The sequence below is a fragment of the Halopseudomonas oceani genome, assembly GCF_963677335.1.
Lineage (GTDB): Bacteria > Pseudomonadota > Gammaproteobacteria > Pseudomonadales > Pseudomonadaceae > Halopseudomonas > Halopseudomonas oceani.
This window is the reverse complement of record NZ_OY781932.1, coordinates 2,532,593-2,551,673: the sequence shown is the minus strand read 5'-3', so window position 1 is coordinate 2,551,673 and position 19,081 is coordinate 2,532,593. Positions and strand designations below refer to the sequence as shown.

The 19,081-nt window shown below is 58.8% G+C and carries 15 protein-coding genes; 4 read left to right on the top strand and 11 right to left on the bottom strand.

The features are described 5' to 3' along the window. Positions 1–120: 120 nt before the first annotated feature. Positions 121–1,374, top strand: a complete 1,254-nt coding sequence (locus ACKPCU_RS11995) for an OmpP1/FadL family transporter (RefSeq protein ID WP_321346964.1) — start codon at positions 121–123, stop codon at positions 1,372–1,374. 60 nt (positions 1,375–1,434) lie between these two features. Here the strand turns inward: ACKPCU_RS11995 and ACKPCU_RS11990 are convergent, their stop codons facing one another. Both ACKPCU_RS11990 and ACKPCU_RS11985 read right to left on the bottom strand, forming a co-directional pair. Beyond that, a complete protein-coding gene (locus ACKPCU_RS11990) occupies positions 1,435–3,201 on the bottom strand; it encodes a sodium:solute symporter family protein (protein ID WP_321346962.1) in 1,767 nt (588 codons plus the stop codon). A 16-nt stretch (positions 3,202–3,217) separates the two neighbouring features. After that, positions 3,218–3,484 (bottom strand): DUF4212 domain-containing protein, encoded by a 267-nt coding sequence (locus ACKPCU_RS11985; protein ID WP_088274190.1) that lies wholly within the window; start codon positions 3,482–3,484, stop codon positions 3,218–3,220. Between the two features lie 293 nt (positions 3,485–3,777). On the opposite strand from ACKPCU_RS11985, the gene ACKPCU_RS11980 reads away from it, so the two are divergent. Then, on the top strand, positions 3,778–4,455 hold the full coding sequence (locus ACKPCU_RS11980) for a DUF4197 domain-containing protein (protein ID WP_321346957.1): 678 nt from the start codon (positions 3,778–3,780) through the stop codon (positions 4,453–4,455). Positions 4,456–4,471: 16 nt separating this feature from the next. Here ACKPCU_RS11980 and ACKPCU_RS11975 read toward each other — a convergent pair whose 3' ends face one another. From ACKPCU_RS11975 to ACKPCU_RS11935, 9 genes are all read right to left on the bottom strand, one after another. Further along, positions 4,472–5,527 (bottom strand): protein-glutamate methylesterase/protein-glutamine glutaminase, encoded by a 1,056-nt coding sequence (locus ACKPCU_RS11975; RefSeq protein ID WP_321346955.1) that lies wholly within the window; start codon positions 5,525–5,527, stop codon positions 4,472–4,474. Positions 5,528–5,530: 3 nt separating this feature from the next. Beyond that, positions 5,531–6,139 carry a chemoreceptor glutamine deamidase CheD gene (cheD, locus tag ACKPCU_RS11970; protein ID WP_321346952.1) on the bottom strand — a complete coding sequence of 203 codons (609 nt, stop codon included), beginning with the start codon at positions 6,137–6,139 and terminating at the stop codon, positions 5,531–5,533. Continuing rightward, positions 6,139–6,984, bottom strand: a complete 846-nt coding sequence (locus tag ACKPCU_RS11965) for a CheR family methyltransferase (protein ID WP_407651854.1) — start codon at positions 6,982–6,984, stop codon at positions 6,139–6,141. Before ACKPCU_RS11965 ends, cheD begins: the two co-directional genes overlap by 1 nt. Before the next feature lie 14 nt (positions 6,985–6,998). Next, a complete protein-coding gene (locus ACKPCU_RS11960; protein ID WP_321346950.1) occupies positions 6,999–9,296 on the bottom strand; it encodes a methyl-accepting chemotaxis protein in 2,298 nt (765 codons plus the stop codon). An 83-nt stretch (positions 9,297–9,379) separates the two neighbouring features. Next, complete coding sequence (locus tag ACKPCU_RS11955; RefSeq protein WP_104739267.1) at positions 9,380–9,892, bottom strand: chemotaxis protein CheW; 513 nt, start codon at positions 9,890–9,892, stop codon at positions 9,380–9,382. After that, entirely contained in the window at positions 9,889–11,691 is a 1,803-nt protein-coding gene (locus ACKPCU_RS11950) for a chemotaxis protein CheA (RefSeq protein WP_321346948.1), read from the bottom strand. The genes ACKPCU_RS11955 and ACKPCU_RS11950 overlap by 4 nt, the downstream gene beginning before the upstream one ends. Positions 11,692–11,716: 25 nt before the next feature. After that, positions 11,717–12,082 carry a response regulator gene (locus tag ACKPCU_RS11945; protein WP_104739265.1) on the bottom strand — a complete coding sequence of 122 codons (366 nt, stop codon included), beginning with the start codon at positions 12,080–12,082 and terminating at the stop codon, positions 11,717–11,719. 45 nt (positions 12,083–12,127) lie between these two features. Further along, entirely contained in the window at positions 12,128–13,279 is a 1,152-nt protein-coding gene (locus ACKPCU_RS11940; protein WP_321346946.1) for a methyl-accepting chemotaxis protein, read from the bottom strand. A 290-nt stretch (positions 13,280–13,569) separates the two neighbouring features. Further along, positions 13,570–14,868 (bottom strand): serine hydrolase domain-containing protein, encoded by a 1,299-nt coding sequence (locus ACKPCU_RS11935; RefSeq protein WP_321346944.1) that lies wholly within the window; start codon positions 14,866–14,868, stop codon positions 13,570–13,572. Positions 14,869–15,055: 187 nt separating this feature from the next. Here ACKPCU_RS11935 and ACKPCU_RS11930 point away from each other — a divergent pair, with 187 nt between their 5' ends. Both ACKPCU_RS11930 and ACKPCU_RS11925 read left to right on the top strand, forming a co-directional pair. Then, entirely contained in the window at positions 15,056–16,696 is a 1,641-nt protein-coding gene (locus tag ACKPCU_RS11930; protein ID WP_321346942.1) for a VRR-NUC domain-containing protein, read from the top strand. Next, the gene (locus tag ACKPCU_RS11925; RefSeq protein ID WP_321346934.1) at positions 16,693–19,035 is read left to right on the top strand and encodes an ATP-dependent DNA helicase; all 2,343 of its coding nucleotides are present in this window, start codon (positions 16,693–16,695) and stop codon (positions 19,033–19,035) included. The genes ACKPCU_RS11930 and ACKPCU_RS11925 overlap by 4 nt, the downstream gene beginning before the upstream one ends. The last annotated feature ends 46 nt before the right edge of the window (positions 19,036–19,081 follow it).

Below are 19,081 nucleotides of genomic sequence, written 5' to 3'. Positions count from 1 at the left end.
TTTGTCGTCATTTAGCGCCACCAAAACCGCTTTTACCGACAGACAGCTCTGGTATATGACTCTGATTCTTGATAGCGTGCGCGCCCTCACCGAATCACCAATCAATATCCGGAGCATTCCATGAACAGACACGCCTGGCTGAAGTCCTCTGCTGCCCTGGCCGTCACCCTCGCCGCCACCGGCGTCAGCGCCAATGGTCTGAGCATCAACGAACAAAGCGCCAGCGGGATGGGAACTGGGTTTGCAGGACGCTCATCCGCCGCCGAAGACGCCAGCACCTTGTTTGGCAATCCGGCCGGCATGTCCAGGCTTGACAGAACCGAGGTCAGTGGTGGCTTTGCTACCATCTTCGCCTCAACCGACATCAGTGATGCCCGGGGCGCCCTGCCCGGCAGCAACAAAGGCGATATGGTGCCTAATGCTGTTGTGCCCTTTGGTTATCTGGTGACGCCGCTCAATGAACGCTGGCACGCTGGCCTCGGTATCTACGCACCTTTCGGCGTCATCAGCGACTACGAGAAAGGATTTCAGGGTCGCTACCATGGCCTGCACAGCAATGTTCAGGTGGTTACCCTGCAGCCCACCCTGAGCTATCAGGTCAGCGATCGCGTATCCGTTGGCTTTGGCCCGACCATCAACCAGATCAAGGGCAAGCTGACACGCAACTCACCACACGCTGTAGCGCCCGGTGTCGGCCCGGACACTCATGTCAGCGTCAAGGGTGACGATATTGGCTACGGCTTTAACGCCGGTGTGCTGGTCGCGCTGACCGAGCAACTGAGCTGGGGGCTGACCTATCACTCCAAGGTCGATTACACCCTGGAGGGTCGCACCCGCGTCAAAGGCTCCGTGGCTCCTGGTCTGAACGGCACCTACGACGCCAGCCTCGACTTCACTACGCCAGAGTCGATTGATACCTCGATCAGCTGGCACCTGGACCCGCGCTGGACCCTGTACGCTGGGACGACCTGGACGCGCTGGAGCCGTCTGGACAAGATTGTGATCGAGAACGATGGTGTTGCAGCCGCTTATCAGGGCCGCATTGGCGTCATCCAGGAAGACATGCAGTGGGATGACATCTGGTCATGGGCGGTTGGCGCCTCCTATCAGCTGAACCCGCAATGGGTGCTACGTGCCGGCTTTACCGTTGATCCGTCGCCCACCAATGACACCCATCGGACCGTGCGCGTGCCGGTATCTGACCGCAAGGTATTCTCCCTCGGCGCCGGCTGGGATGTGACTCCGGATCTGACGCTGGACGTTGCTTACTCCTACCTGCGCGAAGCCAAAGGCGAGATCAACACCGCAGACTACACTGCCGAGTTCCGCAACGATGCACACGGCCTGGCCACTCAGGTTAGCTGGCGCTTCTGACCGGTCTCCCATAAAAAACGCCCCGCATCATGCGGGGCGTTTTTGTTTCAGAGCTGCTGATCAGTGATCAACTGCAGCCCCTGCACCACGCGGGATACGGATATCCTCGATCAGATGCTGGATCTTCTCCGGCGGCGCCTTGGTAACCGAGGCAACCAGTACTGCCGCGATGAAGTTGAAGATCATACCCAGGGTACCGATACCTTCCGGAGAGATACCGAACCACCAGTCGTCTGCGGTCGCAGTTGGGTTGATGAACTTGAAGTAGACGATATAACCGAAGGTGAAGGTCAGACCGACAATCATCCCGGCGATAGCCCCTTCTTTGTTCATCTTCTTCGAGAAAATACCCATGACGATGACCGGGAAGAACGAGGCCGCCGCCAGACCGAACGCGAAGGCGACCACCTGCGCCACGAAGGCCGGTGGGTAGATCCCGAAAAGACCGGCGATGGCGATGGCGACACCCGCCGCAACCCGCGCAGCCAGCAACTCCTGTTTCTCGGTAATATTCGGCGCCATGTTGCTCTTGAGCAAGTCATGGGAGACCGAGGTCGAGATCACCAGCAACAGACCCGCAGCAGTAGACAGCGCCGCAGCCAAGCCACCCGCCGCAATCAGGGCAACGACCCAGCCCGGCAGAGAGGCGATTTCCGGGTTAGCCAGAACCATGATGTCGCGGTCCACATACAGTTCGGTTGTAGCAGCAGTTGGCTCGTTGCTGATCAGACGCTCACCGTTGGTGCCGCGCTCGTCAGTAAACTTCGGAGCGCCAACGAACGGCGCACCCGGGCCGTACTGAATCACGCCGTCGTTGTTCTTGTCCTGCCAGGCAATCAGACCCGCATTTTCCCAGGTCTTGAGCCAGGTCGGCACCTGCTCGTAAGCGACGTTCGGCACCGAGGTCAGCAGATTGGTGCGGGCAAACGCAGCAACCGCCGGCGCAGTAGTGTAGAGAATCGCGATGAACAACAGAGCGTAACCAGCTGATTTACGGGCATCACGCACGGTCGGAGTGGTGAAAAAACGAACGATAACGTGGGGCAGACCCGCAGTACCGACCATCAGCGCCATGGTGATGAAGAACACATCGATGGTCGACTTGGACCCGTCTGTGTAGGCACCAAAGCCCAGTTCAGCGCCCAGCCCGTTCAGCCGCTCCAGTACCGATTGCCCGGTACCGGTTACCTCACTACCAAAGCCCAGTTGCGGGATTGGGTTGCCGGTAATCAGCATGGAGATGTAAATGGCCGGAACCATATAGGCAAACATCATCACGCAGTACTGGGCTACTTGAGTGTAGGTGATGCCCTTCATACCGCCGAGTACGGCGTAGAAGAACACGATGGCCATACCGATGACGACGCCAGTGTTGATATCCACTTCCAGGTAACGGGAGAACACGATGCCAACACCGCGCATTTGGCCAGCCACGTAGGTAAAGGAAATGAAGATCACACAGATCACCGCCACTACCCGGGCTGTCTGTGAGTAGTAGCGCTCGCCGACAAACTCCGGCACAGTGAACTTGCCGAATTTGCGCAGGTACGGCGCCAGACACATTGCCAGCAGCACATAACCACCGGTCCAGCCCATCAGGTACACCGAGCCGTCATAACCGGTGAAGGAGATGATACCGGCCATGGAGATGAAGGATGCGGCAGACATCCAGTCAGCCCCGGTAGCCATACCGTTGGCAATCGGGTGTACGCCCTTGCTGGCAACGTAGTACTCGCTGGTGCTACCCGCACGAGACCAGATGGCAATGGCGATATACAGCGCGAAGGTCGCGCCGACGAACAGATAAATCAGAGTTTGGGTATCCATCGCTGGGATCCTGTTCTTATTCTTCGTGGAAGTCGTACTTGCGATCGAGCTGATTCATCTTCCAGACGTACACGAAGATGAGCACCACGAAGGCGTAGATGGAACCCTGCTGGGCAAACCAGAACCCCAGCGGGAAGCCGAAGAACTGGATGGCGTTGAGCTGGTCTACGAACAGCACGCCGGCACCGAAGGAAACCACAAACCAGACGACCAGCAGGGTCAGCATGAGTTTGAGGTTTTCACGCCAGTAACCGCGCGCTGCCTCTTCTTTTGACATGGACATTAGCGTCTCCATTGTTGTTGTTATTACGTCAGTAACGGTAGCACCGGGATACGCAGGTGAAGAGTAAGACTTTGGTAGAACGGACGTTAAGCACCACGACCTAGTAGTAAAAATCACATTAGAAATAAATCATAACCATTTGATTTAAATGAAAACAAAATAGACGGTAGATCACATTAACAACCCTATTAGACTAAAGACGCCCCCGCCCCGTACCCCTTGAATACACCCCACACTCCCCCTGCGACAGACATCGTCTAAAGTGAAAGAACCGCCCTTAGCTGGAGATGGACATGAAACGTTTTGCGTTATTGATAACCAGCCTGCTGCTGTCAACACAGGCACTGGCGTTGTCCCTGTCGGAGCTGACCCAGCAGGACACCGCAACAGCCATGAAGGACGCCCTGACTCAAGGCGCGCAGCTGGCCGTCAGTGAACTCGGCAAGCCCGGCGGGTTCAGCAATAACCCGGATGTGCGCATTGAACTGCCAGGCAAGCTGGGTAGCGCTGCACGCACGCTGAAAATGATGGGAATGGGGAGCCAGATCACCGCGTTGGAAAACAGCATGAATCAGGCTGCGGAGGCTGCGGTGCCCCAGGCGCAATCCATTCTGGTCAACGCCATCAGCAGGATGAGCCTGACAGACGCCAAGGGTGTCCTCACCGGCGGTAACGACTCCGCAACACAGTATCTCGAACGCAGCAGCCGAGAAGAGATTCGCGCGCTCTTTCTTCCGGTGGTCAAGCAAGCCACTGATCAGATTGGGGTAGCCCAGCAATACAACACATTTGCCTCCCAGGCAGCGGGGTTTGGCGTTGTCGACGCCAACGCGACCAGCGTCGAGAGCTACGTTACCGAAAAGGCGCTGGATAGCCTGTTCGAGATGATCGCCCAACAGGAAGCAACGATTCGCAGCGACCCAACAGCGGCTGCCAGCAACCTTGCACGCAAGGTCTTCGGCGCTCTGTAACGCGCGCAACCGGGCGTCATACCCGGTTGCCTCTTCCTACTTGTTTGACGTGAGCAACCAGGCGTTCGGCGATATCATTCAACGGCAGTACCTCGGCGGCCCCCCCTAGCCGAATCGCTTCCTTCGGCATCCCAAACACCACACAGCTGGCCTCATCCTGAGCGATGGTCAGCGCGCCACGCTGCTGCATGGTGAACATCCCCTGCCCTCCATCCTTGCCCATTCCAGTCAACAACACGCCGGTAGCGCTGGCACCGCAGGTCTGCGCCACCGAATCGAACATCACATCAACCGATGGCTTGTGCCGGTTCACCGGCTCGGCGTCAGAGAGCTTGCACACCAAATCCGCCCCGTAACGCTCGACCAGCAGGTGCTTGTCACCGGGCGCAAGATACGCATGCCCGGGCAAGATCCGTTCGCCACCCTTTACCTCCTGGACCCGCAGGCGAGAAAGCCGGTCAAGGCGGGCCGCGTAGGAGGTGGTAAAACCAGGCGGCATGTGCTGGGTCATGACGATACCCGGCATACCCACTGGCAACCGTTCGAGGACCGCACGAATAGCTTCGGTACCGCCAGTGGATGCGCCAATGGCGATGACATGCTCGGTGCCCTGATAGTTAATCTGTTCGGATAAGGCTGCCTTGCCGCTGGAGGTCGGGCCAGCCCGCTTCACGCGAGCCTGCGCAGCGCCCCGGAGTTTGTCCAGCAAGGTGTCGCGGTACTCTTCCAACCCCTTGCGGATATCCAGCTTGGGTTTGGCAATAAAATCCACCGCCCCCAGCTCAAGTGCCCGCAGCGTCGCGTCAGCCCCATCCTCGGTAAGCGTAGACACCATCACCACCGGCGTCGGCCTGGCTTTCATCAGCTTGGACAGGAAGGTCAGACCATCCATCCGCGGCATCTCGATATCGAGGGTGATCACATCAGGCGCGAACTGGTTGACCAGATCACGCGCAGCGTAAGCATCATTCGCGGTCCCGACCAGCCTGAAGCCTGGTGCAGTGCGAATCAGCTCACCGAGGACCTGGCGTATCAGCGCTGAATCATCGACCACAAGAACCGATATCGTCATCGCTTACTCCTCGAACAGATCCACACTGCCTGACGCGACTTCGTATTTGACCCGCGTACGGTACTCACGCTCACGCTCAAAAATAGTGTCGTTCTTGATGGTTACGATCCGCTTCACCCAGACCTGGCCTGTCTCGGGGAAAAAATACACCTTGCGCGGAAAATCCTGCAGCAGATCGGCAGCGGCAACAGGAATCTGCTCATTGGCCAAATAGCGGGTGACAAAGTCAGCGTTGCGCTTGCCCACATCGTTCAGCAACATCCCCCGCAACACGGCAGCCCCGCCAAATACCTTGGCCTCAAGACGCTCACGCCGGCCACCCAGCTTGATGATCTGGTTGATCAGCAACTCCATCGCATAGGAACCATATCGAGCCGACTGGGTGGGTTTACCCGGTTCAGCCGAGCCATCCAGAGGCAACAGGAAGTGATTCATCCCACCAATACCGTTGACCCGGTCTCTGATGCACGCGGCCACACAGGAGCCCAACACGGTGACAATCACTTCAGGCTGGCTGGTAGCGTAGTATTCGCCCGGCAGAATTTTCGTTGCCTGCCGGTCAAAATAGCGATCGTAATACTGGTTCATCGCCAACTCCGCCGCCGCGCTCATCAGCCTCTCCCAACCGCGGCATACACGGTTCTATCCACCAGCCTCACAAGTCTGGTGGCGTTAGTGAAACTTTCCGAGTGGCCGGCTATGTACAGTCCGTCATCGGTGAGCATGGGAATCATCCGCTCCAGCAGCTTGAGCTGCGTGGGTTTATCGAAATAGATCATCACATTACGGCAGAAAATAACGTCGAATGGACCCTCAACAGGCCATTGGCTCGACAGCAGGTTGAGCGTTCTGAATTCAATCAGCCGTTGCAGCTCTCTGCGCATTTTGACCATCCCTGCCTGAGCTGACCCTGGCCGTCCCCGCAAGCAAAACTGCTTTAGCCTCGCCGCTGATAAACCAGCGCAGCGCTCCTGGGTGTAGATGCCATTCTGTGCGTGCTGCAACACCTGGCTGTCGATATCGGTGGCGATAATGGATACCGGCGGATTGCTACCCAGCGCTTCCAGCGCCACCATGGCCATCGAGTAGGGCTCTTCACCCGTACTGGCTGCAGCACACCACAGTCTGAAGCGGCGTCCCCGCCCTGAGTTCTCCCGCAAAAAGCGCCCCAGGACATCGAAGTGGTGCGATTCGCGAAAGAACGACGTCAGGTTAGTGGTCAGCGCATTAACGAAATGCTCTTTTTCCTCTCTATACGCTTCCAGGTAGCGCAGATAGTCACTCAGCGATCGCAGCTTCAGCGCCCGCAGACGCCGAGCCAAGCGGCTGTAGACCAGTTGAAATTTGCTGTCGGCCATGCTGATGCCAGTGCTGGCATACAGTAGTTTGCGCACAGCCTCGAAGTCGTCCCAGCCATATTCGAACTCGCGCTCTGGTTGATCCGTCCTTGTTATCACTCTGCGCCATCCCGTCAGAAGGATTCCCAATCACTGTCATCATCGTGGTCTGGTGCGTCCAGCGTTCTGCCGGATTTGGGCTTTCCACCCCTTATTTCCGTTCGCGGCTTAGCGGGTGCGACCTGCTTGCTGGCAACTACGCCCGTGCGCGGCGGCGCCAGCAATGCCGCAGACATGGGGCCATCGTCGCTCTGATCCAGTTTGAAAGCACTGACCTGACGCTGGAGCCCTTCGGTCTGCGAGCGCAGGCTTTCAGCCGCCGCTGCCGCCTGCTCAACCAACGCGGCGTTCTGCTGGGTCATCTCGTCCATCTGGCCCACGGCGGTGTTGACCTCTTCTATCCCGCTGGCCTGCTCGACCGATGCAGCAGCGATTTCCGCCATTATGTCGTTCACCCGCTTGATCGCAGTCACGATCTCGGTCATGGTTTCGCCCGACTTGTTAACCAGGGTATTGCCACCTTCGATCTTGGACACGGAGTCGGAAATCAGCTGTTTGATGTCCTTGGCCGCCTCGGCCGAGCGCTGCGCCAGGGTCCGCACTTCAGTGGCTACCACCGCAAACCCACGGCCCTGCTCACCAGCCCTTGCCGCCTCAACAGCGGCGTTGAGTGCGAGAATGTTGGTCTGGAAAGCGATGCCGTCAATCACACCAATGATGTCGCTAATCTTGCGCGCCGACTCATTGATTGATTCCATGGTGATCACAACCTGACGAATCAGATCACCGCCTTCGGTTGCGATATCCGTCGCCTGCTCGGCCAGCACGTTGGCCTGCTTGGCGTTGTCAGTGTTGGTTCTCACGGTTGACGTCAGTTGTTCAATGCTGGACGCGGTTTCTTCCAGGCTGGAGGCCTGCTGCTCGGTTCGGCTCGACAGATCGGCGTTACCTTGGGCGATCTCGCTCGACGCCGTCATAATGGTGCCCGATGCTCCACGAATTTCACCAATCATGGCGGACAGGCTTTCCGTGGTGCGGTTGCAGAAGTTCTTCAACTCAAGGAAAGTGCCTTCGTATTCCGCACTGACTTTCTCGGTCAGGTTGCCGTCGGAAATGGCACCCAATACGCGGGCAATATCCTTGAGCCCCTTGTCCGAGGTTTCCATCAACTGGTTAAGCCCGGTTGCCAGCTCGAGGAAGAAGCCCTGTTTGCCCTCACTCGCGATCCGCTGAGTGAAATCACCGGCCCCTGCAGCCGCCACCAGACTGGTCACTGCATCGGAGGCTTTCAGCTCCTCCGTCCGGTCAAGCCACTCGACTACGGTACCCAGACGGCTGCCATCCGGCGCGAATACGGGATTGGCGATCAGGCCGAAGGTGCTGTCGCCCAACACGATTTGCGCCCGATGGGTCCCCTGCAGACTGCTCAGCATATTCATCTGGTGAGCCGGATTCTTGTGGAAGCGGTCGATGCTGCCGCCAAGTACCTTGTCGACCGAGAAAGCCGGCAGATCGCGTTTGATTTGCGCTTCCGAGTGCCGCAGCATGCTTTCCACCGCCTTGTTCATGTAGACGATGTCGCGGTGCTCGTCGGCAATCATGATGTTGTTGCTGGAATTATCGACCGCCTGGCGGATGCGGGTGTTGAAGATGGCCAGATTCTCGGCCTCCAGCTCCCGGGTGCGATCCTTCCACTCAACCACCGTCCCCAGGCGCTCACCCGATTCACTGAAAATCGGATTGGCGATAAGGCCAAACGTGTTTCGCCCGAGCGTAATCTGCGCACGATGCGTGTCTTGCAAGCGACCGAGCATGCCCATCTGATGTGCCGGATCCTTGTGAAAGCGGTCGATGCTGCCACCCAGCACCGTTTCGGCAGAAAACCCGGGCAGGTCCTTGCGGATCTCGTCTTCGGCATCGCGCAGCATCTGCAGCACCGCATCGTTCATGTACACCACATTGCGCTCGCCATCGGCAATCATGATGTTGGTGTTGGCATTATCAACCGCCTGACGAATACGCGTGTTGAACAAGTCCCGATCAACCCGCGCATTAGCGTTTTCCTGTAAACGCTCAAGCAAGGTCATGACGCTGTCCGACGCCTCTGCCTTGGCCTGAAACCGTTGCAGGATCTGACAGATCAGACTGCGCAGCTCGCGCGGCTCAGCACCCAGCTTCATACGAATGCTGTTTAGTCCGCCCAGCCCAACGACGATACCAGCCAACCCACCAACCAATGCGATCACCAACCAGACGGTCAGCGCAGGTGGCCCACCGACGCCTGCCAGCGCCAGCAATGCGGCAACCGCTGTCACCGCACTCGGCAGTACTGCTGACAGCATGACAACGCGAAACGAAGGTAACTGTTGCATGTAACTCTCCTCCAGGTGCCAGGCTTGCCGGGGAAATGCCTCGGACGTCCTGTTCCTTGGTTGTGGCAGACGCAATCGTTGTTTCAGGATTCCATTTTCTTCAGCGCAGCATCGACCAGTCCCAGCTCGCTGCTAGTGACCAGCGCTTCGATGTTGACGAGAATGACCATGCGACCGCTTACCTTTGCCAGCCCCATCAGAAAGCGGCTGTCAAAGGCAACACCAAACTCGGGTGGCGGCCGCCGTTGAGATGCGGTCAGCGCAATGACGTCCGATACGCTGTCGACGACAATGCCAACCATTCGCTCATTGATCTGCAGAACAATGACGATTGTGAACTCGTTGTACGTCGCCTCGCCGACATCAAATTTGATGCGCAGGTCGACGATGGGCACGATATCCCCGCGCAGGTTGATGACGCCCTTGATATAGGCCGGGGCCTTGGCAATCTTGGTCACGGACTCATAGCCGCGTATTTCCTTCACTGCCATGATGTCGATGGCGTAATGCTCGTCACCCAGCACGAAGGTTAGAAACTCGCTGGCAGGACCGTCGTTGTCCGCCTTGCCAGCAGCCTGATCTTTCTGCCCGCTCATGCGATCTCCTCGTCCAGTGTCGGTACGACATCGGCCAGCGACTCGACGTCGAGAATCAGCGCGACGCTGCCGTCGCCCATGATCGTGGCTCCGGCCGCGCCAGGAACCCGCTTGTAGTGTTGCTCAAGACTCTTGATCACAACCTGTTGCTGGCCAACCAGCTCATCAACCAGCAAGCCATAGCGCCGCTTGCTGGTTTCGATCAGTACCACGATGCCGTCTGCCGGTGAGGTGTGCTGCGGCACGGCGTCCATAACCTGATACAGCGGCAGCACCGGCCAAAACTGATCACGCACATGGAGTAGCGCGCTACCGGCCAGCTGTTCGATGTTTTCAGGATAGGGACGCATGGACTCGATGATGCTGACCAGAGGAATGATGAAGGTCTGGTCACCAACCATGACGCCCATGCCGTCGACAATTGCCAGCGTCAGCGGCAAAGTGATGGTGATGGTGGAACCTTGCAGGGCGCGGCTGGCGATGTTGACCCGTCCACCCAGTTGCTGAATATTGCGTCGAACCACGTCCATACCGACGCCACGACCGGATACATCGGTAACGACTTCGGCGGTCGAAAAACCGGGCTGGAATATCAGATCCCAGACATCGGCGTCGTTCATGTCATCATTGACGCTGAGACCGTTTTCGCGAGCCTTGCCCAGAATGCGTTCGCGATTCAGCCCGGCACCGTCGTCGTCAATGCAAATTTGAATCGTGCCGCCACGCTGGGCTGCGCTGATGGTGATGGTGCCGGTTTCCGGCTTACCACGATCTCGACGCACATCCGGTCGTTCAATGCCATGGTCGATACTATTGCGCACCAGATGGGTAAGCGGATCTACCAGCTTTTCAATCAGCCCCTTATCCAGTTCCGTGTGCTCGCCTTCCAGTACCAGTTCAACCTGTTTTTCCAGCTTTCGGGCAAGGTCACGTACTACCCGCGGAAACCGGTTAAAAACGAAGGAAACCGGCATCATCCGAATGGACATGACCGACTCCTGTATCTCCCGGGTATGGCGTTCCAACTCCGCCAGCGCTGAGCCGAGGCGCGAATTGCTGCCACCCAGATCGTCGCCGAGTACCTTGAGCATCGATTGGGTAATGACCAGCTCGCCGACCAGGTTGATCAGTGAATCAACCTTCTCCACATCGACGCGAATGGTGGACGACTCGCCTGCAGCAGCCTTTTTGACCGGGTTGCCATCCCTGCCGGGCGCGCCTGCAACCTGCGCCGCAGTCGGAGTGGCCGTGTCGGTATCGGCTGCCTCGAACAGGCCCCAGCCGGCCTCGTCCGACGCTTGAGCAACGGCTGGTGGGTCAAAGAAGCCGAAGTCATCATCTGCCTCTGCGTCGGTGGTGGCCGGCTGATCAAAAAAACCGAAGCCGTCATCTGGCGGCTCGTCAGCTACTGCCGCCCCCAATATCGATTCGAGAAGACTGGTAGTGCGCTCGACTTCGGGCCAGTCGATGTCCTGCTGGTTGCGATAGCTGTCTAGCACCTGCCGCAGGCAGTCAATCACGCCGAGAAACTGATCTACCAGATCGTTACTGAGCGGACGCTGCCCTTTGCGCACCTGATCCAGCAGGTTCTCCATGATATGGGTAATCTGACCGAGGGCATCAAACCCGAAGATGCCGCTGGCGCCCTTGATGGAATGCGCCGCACGGAATATGCAATTCAGGTCTTCCGGTTCCGGGTTATCGACCGACATCGACATGAGCAGGCGCTCCATCGTGTCGATGTGCTCCTGACTCTCTTCGAAAAACACTGAGTGAAACTGATTCAGTTCGACACTCATGATGGTCTCCGCAGGCGGCTCAGGTTCAGGGCAGAACCTTGGACGCGACCGCCAGCAGCTTGGCTGGGTCGAACGGCTTCACCATCCAGCCGGTGGCTCCGGCTGCCTTGCCCTGGCTCTTCATGTCATCACTGGCTTCGGTGGTCAGCACCAGGATTGGGGTTCGACTGTAGGCTCCCATTGAACGCAGCTTCTTAATGAGTGTAAGGCCGTCCATACGCGGCATATTTTGATCGGTCAGGACACAATCAAATCGGCTACGCTCGCACAGCTCTAGTGCAGCCTGACCATCGTTTGCAGCAGTTACTTCATAACCTGCAGTTTTGAGCGTGTGCTCGACCATCTGCCGAATCGATGCTGAATCGTCCACCACCAGAATGTGCTTACCCATGCCGCTTGATCTCCCAACGTCGATAGTCGTGAGGCTTTCAGCCCTCTAAAATAGCTCTACCTCTCCACTGGCCATTGAGTTCTGACTGACCGGGCTGGCACGAAATGCAGTTAATTGCGCACCGACTCGTTCCAGTTCGGCGATCAGCTCTTCGCCCTCCAGACGCGTCAACGCTGAGGTGATCTGTTGCATCAGCTCCATACGACTGATTACGTATCCGGCCGTCTGTGTGGTGATGTCTTCAAACTGCAGACCGCGGGTGGCGCGCTCAGACGCATCGATCAACTGCAGTGCCAGGCTGTCGATCTCTTCGGTCAGCGCACGATCACGCTCAGCCATCTGCTGGAGGGCAACAATCGACTGCTCCGCCTGCCGCCGGGAATGAGTCAGCCAATCCATGTCCTGACTTGCGATATCGCCCATGTGCTTGCTGAGATGCACCACTGCACTCTCGATGCCGTTCAGCTTGGTCTTGATCTCGTCACTGAACAGCGTAGAACGGCGCGACAGGTTCCTCACCTCATCCGCTACAACGGCAAACCCGCGGCCGTGCTCGCCAGCGCGTGCCGCTTCAATGGCGGCGTTGAGCGCCAGCAGGTTGGTCTGGCCAGCGATCTGGTCAATCTCGTGCACCGCCTTCATCAGCTCGGGCATCTGGTCAGCGATTTCAGTAACTTTGCTGACCAGTTCGGATAGATCCTCAGCGACGCCCGCAGCATTACGAATGACCGTATCCAGTGTTTCAGTAGTGTGCTCAGCAAAGCTGTCGAGGCTGGAATGGGTATTGTCGCCATTGCCGCGCGGCAACATCTTGCGTACAGCCCCCTGTTGACTAGCGAGCAACTCGTGAATGTCGGTAAAGGCCTGCCTGATCAGACCAACACCATCGGTGATCAAAGCGGACATGTCCTGCAGCTGTTGGCGATACAGCGCCAGCTCGGGTTGCTGCAAACGACCCAGTTCATTCAACGCACGCTGATCAGGCTGAGTAGCCGAGGCTGTTGCTCCATCCGGCGTTTCAATACCCGATCCAGAACGGCCGATCAGGAACAGGAAAAGTCCGGCAGACACACCAACGGCAACAACGACCGCCACCCACGCCGGCCAGATCAGAGCGACAAGCCCGCCCATGACCAAGGCAGCAAAACTGGACATCAGCACGGGTAGGTGAACAGCAGTTTGTGGTCTCATACTCATGAAGCCTTCCTGTTCCAACATCTGCACTGGGCCATCACAATCGCGTCCTGTCTGGTCGATTTTTATGGGTCGACGCTTAACAGGATTCCGTCGCTACGGAGAGGAACGGTTTGCTGAAAGCCACCATGCATCCCTTAAAGTCCAAGCCTAGCCGAGATGTGGCAGATGGCTAGTTAGTGCAACGCAGCCATTGGTTGCAAAGCAGCATGTCATTGATATACATGGAAATTCTGATGATATGGCCATCAGGAACAGGTAACCGGGCAGCAGAATCTGCCCGGTCGAGGGGATCAGGTGCGAAGGTGTGCGGCCAGCGCTGACAGCGCAGCACTGGTCATCTCGTAAGTGAATTCATTGCTGGCAACCGGGTGAGAGGCGGTACGTACCACGGTCAGTTCCGCCGCCGGATTGATGTGTATCAGTTGCCCATGCACCCCCATGGCTTCATACACGCCATCGGCGTTGTGACTGATCCACCACTGGTTGTGATAGGAGTAGCCGTCCATGCCACGCCGGCCGAAATCGGCAAAGGCTTCGCGATCGGCGCCGCGCTGCAGGTCCTCAATGATCGCGGCCGGGATGACCTGCTGACCATTCCAGCGTCCACCGCCGCGCATCATCTCGGCAAACCGGGCCAAATCGCGCAAAGTCGCATTCAGCCCCGCACCAGCCCATTCGGTACCCGTCGGGTCCAGCAGCAACAGCGCGTCCTCCTCTGCCCCCAGTTTGCTCCAGATGCGCTCACCAATATGGGTCGCCACATCCTTGCCGCTGGCGCGGCGAATCAGCCAGCCCAGCACCTCGGTGTGTACCGTGCGATACGCAAAATAGCGACCGTGCTCGCGAGCGGCACCGATGGTGGGTAGGTAATCGTAGAGACGGGTCGGGCCGGCCCACTGCGGCGAATGGGTAATGCCGGCAGCGAGACCGTAGTACTTCACGTCCGACGTACCGTCAGCGTAGACCTCCGAGTACTTGATGTCCGCTGTCATATCCAGCACCTGCTGCACACTGGCACCACGCCAGCCTGATACAGCCAATTCGGGAATCAGGTCAGTCACCTGGGCGTTCGGATCAATAACGTCCTCGGCGATCAGCATCGCTGCCACCAGACCGGTAAACGACTTGGTCACCGACCAGAGCATATGCGGGCTGAGCGGGTCGGGTTGATTGGGGTACTGCTCATAGATCACCTTGCCGCGGTGCAGAATGACGCAGGCATCGGCGTAACTCCGGGACAGAAATTCAGCAAAATCGATCTCGCTGCCGTCATTCAGGGGAATGCGCAGCGCATTGATCTCGTCGCCAAGGTTCGCTCCACGCGGCAACTCACTGGCAGCGCCACTACCACGCCTGATCTGGCGTGACGGCACAAGCTCGCGCATATGCTGGAACGCCCAGCGCAGCTTCGGGTACTCGACCAGGTAGTTTTCGCGGGTAACCAGCTTCTCGGGGGCCGGCGGAAAGCCCTCCATGAAACCCAGCAGCTCATAGCGCACGGTATCCGGCGCGGGAAGATCGGGTGCCGCATCGGCGGCGGCATACAGGCGGCGGCCCATACCCGGTTGAAAGCCATGAAAGTGTGTCATAGGGCTGTCCTGTTTTTGTTGTTGTGCAGCCCCTCACGTTAGGAGGTCGGTGTCAGTGCAGCAAGCATCCCCTGCTGAACGCTATGTTCCATCATTCAGACACTGAACACCGGCGGCCACTATGGCTTGAATTCACCCGAGCAGATGCGCACAATGCTGGACATTCAACCAGTATCCAATTCAAGCCATGCCCGCTCTGCTCGCGACCGACTTCTACTACCTGCGCAACTTCGAATTTGTTCTGGAGTGGGTTGGTGCGCGCTATGACGATCTGTTGGGTGAGCAGGAACGCCGGTTTGTTCAGCATTTTCCGACTCTGCCCGAGCGCTCACGGGCGCTGCTGGTGCGCTTGATCATGCGCAAGGGCGATCATTTCCGCGTCAGCCGGCTGCGCTATGAGGAGATCGGCGATATTGAGTCCGCGGCGCAGCCTCTGCTGGACCTGAACTGGTTGTCCGTTGAAGAACCCATGGATGTATCCAGCCTCGCCAGGCTGCTGCTCAAGACGGAATTGGCGTCACTGGATCTGGGCGTTGAGCAGGCCGGCAAGCTGGGCAAGCAGGCGCTGATCGATACATTGTTGGCCGGTAATCACGCACCAAGGCCCTGGCACGCTTGGCCAGGCATCCCGACAGACAATGTCTTGAGCCTGCAGATCAGCGATCTGTGCGCCCGTTTCAGGTTGCTGTTTTTCGGCAATCTGTCGCAGGACTGGAGCGAGTTCGTGCTGACCGAGCTCGGCCTCCAGCAGTACGAGTCGGTGCCGTTTCCGGCCCATTCGCGCAATTTCCATCATCCCTGCGATGTTGACCAATACATTTTTCTCAGGCGTTGTCGGGACGAGCTTGAGGCTGGCGACGACGCCATGAGGATTGTCGCTCAACTTGCGCCTTTTGCCACCGACAACCCCTGGATCGAACGTCGGCATCAGCGTTTGCGCTTTCAGCTTGGCCAGCAGTTGGAACGCGAGCAGCAACTGGAGCAGGCACTGGCACTCTACCTGCAGTGCAGCCACAGCGAGGCACGCCAGCGGGCAATCAGGCTGCATGAACGGCTGGAGCAATACGAACAGGCCTACACGCTGGCAACCACGGCTCATGCGGCGCCTCACACTGCGAGCGAGCAGCAGTTGGTAGAGCGGGCCCTGAAGCGGCTTGGCCGCAAACTCCAGCAGCCGGTGCCCAGCCCCGTGCCGGAACCCGAAACGAAAACCACGCAACTGATACTGCCGGGGCCGGACCCGCAGGGTGTTGAGCTGGCTGTTGCCGCCCATCTGGCTGCGCCGGATGCACCGGTGTTCTACGTCGAGAATGCGTTAATCGGCAGCCTGTTTGGCCTGCTCTGCTGGGAGGCGATTTTTGCTCCCCTGCCCGGCGCCTTCTTCCACCCGTTCCAGAGCGGGCCAGCCGACCTGTACGACGCCGACTTTGCCGACCGTCGCGCCGCGCTGTTCGATGCCGCGCTGGCCCGGCTGGACGATGGCAGTTACCGCGAGCATATCCGCAGCATATGGCAGCAGAAACAGGGGCTGCAGTCACCCTTTGTGTTCTGGGGGCTGCTCGATGAGCCACTGCTGGAACTGGCTTTGCACTGCATCCCTGCCCGCCACCTGCGACTCTGGTGTGAACGCATGCTCAAAGACATCCGCGCCAACCGCGCCGGCATGCCCGACCTGATCCAGTTCTGGCCCGCCGAGCAGCGCTATTGCATGGTCGAGGTCAAGGGCCCCGGCGATCGCCTGCAAGACAACCAGCGCCGCTGGCTGGCGTTCTGTGCCGAGCACGCGATGCCGGTTGAGGTAGTGCATGTGCAGTGGGAAGCGCCATGAGCTATCAAGTTGCCGTGCGCGCGCTGTGCGAGTTCACCGCCAAACAAGGCGACCTGGACCTGCGCTTTACCCCGGCGCCCACCGCGCAGGAAGGTATCGCCGGGCACCAGACCGTGGTCTCACGCCGCGGCGCGGGCTACCTCAGCGAGCTGACGCTGGCAGGCAGTTATCCCGGTTTGCTGGTAGTCGGACGGGCCGACGGCTACGACCCCGAGCAAAACCTGCTGGAAGAGATTAAAACCCACCGCGGCGACATCAGCCGCATCCCGGACAACCATCGGGTGCTGCACTGGGCGCAGGCCAAGGTCTACGGCTGGCTACTGTGTGCCGAGCTGCAACTCGAAGAGATCGATCTGGCGGTGGTGTACTTCAACGTGGTCACCCAAAAGGAAACCGTCTTTCGTGAGACGTTTTCCGCCGACGCGCTACGCCAGTTCTTCGCCCAGCAGTGCGACCGCTTTATCGCCTGGGCCCGGCAGGAAACCCACCACCGGGGTGTACGTGACCAGCAGTTACAGCAGCTGACCTTCCCCTACTCCAGTTTCCGTGCCGGCCAGCGCCAACTGGCCAAGGCGGTTTACCGCGCGGCGCGTGACGGCAAGACGCTGATGACCCAGGCCACCACCGGCATCGGCAAGACGCTCGGCACCCTGTTCCCGCAGCTCAAGGCGATGCCGGAACAGCAAGTAGATCGGCTTTTCTTTCTCACTGCCAAGACACCCGGTCGTCAGCTCGCGCTGGACGCACTGCAAAGCCTGCGTGCGCACAGCGAGACACCACTGAACCTGCGCATTCTGGAGCACATCGCCCGCGACAAGGCCTGCGAACACCCGGACAAGGCCTGCCACGGCGAATCCTGCCCGCTCGCCGAAGGCTTCTACGACCGCTTGCCAGCAGCGCGCGCCGAGGCCGTTGCCGAGCACTGGCTCGACCAGGCCGCCGTGCGCCGCATCGCCCTGAAACACAACATCTGCCCCTACTACCTCAGCCAGGAGTTGTGCCGATGGAGCGATCTGGTGGTAGGCGACTACAACTACTACTTCGATATGACCGCCCTGCTCTACGGGCTGACGGTCCTCAATGACTGGCGCGTCACCGTACTGGTCGACGAAGCCCACAATCTGATTGATCGCGCCCGCGGCATGTATACCGCTGAGCTGGACCAGGGCGTATTCAATACCCTACGCAAACAGGCCCCGGCGGCCCTGAAAGCACCGCTGGACCGGGTTGCCCGGCACTGGAATGCGCTGCACCGAGACCAGACCGAGGACTATCAGATCTACCCGGCGATTGCCGACCTGTTCATCCTCAGCCTGCAAAAAGCCGTCAGCGCCATTACCGAACATCTGACAGACCAGCCCGATGGCAACGCCAACGCGCTGATTCTGTTCTACTTCGACGCCATGCTGTTCTGTCGCCTGGCCGAAGCCTACGGTCCTCACTCGCTGTTCGACATTACCCGCCACGCTGGTGCCAGTGGCCGCCGCACCCTGTCGACTCTGTGCCTGCGCAACATGGTGCCGGCCCCGTTCCTGCAGCAGCGCTTCACCACCGCCCATAGCACCACGCTGTTTTCTGCGACCCTGAGCCCCGCCCATTACTACCGTGACCTGCTCGGGCTACCCGAGGACAGCCAATGGCTGGAAGTCGAGTCGCCGTTCCATGCAGGTCAGCTCAGCGTCTCGGTCATCCGCAACCTGTCTACCCGCTACCAGCACCGCACTGCCAGCCTGCAGCCGATCAGCGAACTGATGGCCCAACAATTTGCCCGCCAGCCCGGCAACTATCTGGCCTTCTTCAGCAGCTACGCCTACCTCGAACAGGTCGTAGAGAAGTTCCAGCGCCTGTACCCGGATATCCCGGTCTGGACTCAGTCCCGCAGCATGAACGAAGGAGAACGCAGCGCCTTTCTGGCCCGCTTTCACGAACAGGGGCGAGGCATCGGTTTCGCCGTGCTCGGTGGTGCTTTTGGCGAAGGCATCGACCTGCCAGGGCGTCGACTGATCGGCGCCTTTATCGCGACCCTCGGGCTACCGCAGATCAACCCGGTCAACGAAGAAATGCGCGAACGGCTGGAAGTCATGTTCAACGGCAGCGCTGGCAGCGGCTACGAATACGCCTACCTGTACCCCGGGTTGCAAAAGGTAGTGCAGGCAGCCGGACGGGTAATTCGTACAACGGAGGATCAGGGCGTGGTCTATTTGCTGGACGACCGCTTCGGCCAGCGTACCGTGCGCGAGCTGCTGCCGCGGTGGTGGGAAATTGGTAGTCAGGTGCTTCCGCCACCCCATAAAAATCCCAGACTCAATCTGGAAAACCAAAGCAACCTTTTGATTTAACTTGAAATACAAGACATACCAATCAGGCTCTCTATTTAGCTAACCG

Bases quoted from the DNA above. Each gene is read 5' to 3' on its own strand.
- ACKPCU_RS11995 (WP_321346964.1), top strand. From the start codon at position 121: ATGAACAGACACGCCTGGCTGAAGTCCTCTGCTGCCCTGGCCGTCACC.
- ACKPCU_RS11990 (WP_321346962.1), bottom strand. From the start codon at position 3,201: ATGGATACCCAAACTCTGATTTATCTGTTCGTCGGCGCGACCTTCGCG.
- ACKPCU_RS11985 (WP_088274190.1), bottom strand. From the start codon at position 3,484: ATGTCCATGTCAAAAGAAGAGGCAGCGCGCGGTTACTGGCGTGAAAAC.
- ACKPCU_RS11980 (WP_321346957.1), top strand. From the start codon at position 3,778: ATGAAACGTTTTGCGTTATTGATAACCAGCCTGCTGCTGTCAACACAG.
- ACKPCU_RS11975 (WP_321346955.1), bottom strand. From the start codon at position 5,527: ATGACGATATCGGTTCTTGTGGTCGATGATTCAGCGCTGATACGCCAG.
- cheD (WP_321346952.1), bottom strand. From the start codon at position 6,139: ATGAGCGCGGCGGCGGAGTTGGCGATGAACCAGTATTACGATCGCTAT.
- ACKPCU_RS11960 (WP_321346950.1), bottom strand. From the start codon at position 9,296: ATGCAACAGTTACCTTCGTTTCGCGTTGTCATGCTGTCAGCAGTACTG.
- ACKPCU_RS11955 (WP_104739267.1), bottom strand. From the start codon at position 9,892: ATGAGCGGGCAGAAAGATCAGGCTGCTGGCAAGGCGGACAACGACGGT.
- ACKPCU_RS11950 (WP_321346948.1), bottom strand. From the start codon at position 11,691: ATGAGTGTCGAACTGAATCAGTTTCACTCAGTGTTTTTCGAAGAGAGT.
- ACKPCU_RS11945 (WP_104739265.1), bottom strand. From the start codon at position 12,082: ATGGGTAAGCACATTCTGGTGGTGGACGATTCAGCATCGATTCGGCAG.
- ACKPCU_RS11940 (WP_321346946.1), bottom strand. From the start codon at position 13,279: ATGAGTATGAGACCACAAACTGCTGTTCACCTACCCGTGCTGATGTCC.
- ACKPCU_RS11935 (WP_321346944.1), bottom strand. From the start codon at position 14,868: ATGACACACTTTCATGGCTTTCAACCGGGTATGGGCCGCCGCCTGTAT.
- ACKPCU_RS11930 (WP_321346942.1), top strand. From the start codon at position 15,056: ATGCCCGCTCTGCTCGCGACCGACTTCTACTACCTGCGCAACTTCGAA.
- ACKPCU_RS11925 (WP_321346934.1), top strand. From the start codon at position 16,693: ATGAGCTATCAAGTTGCCGTGCGCGCGCTGTGCGAGTTCACCGCCAAA.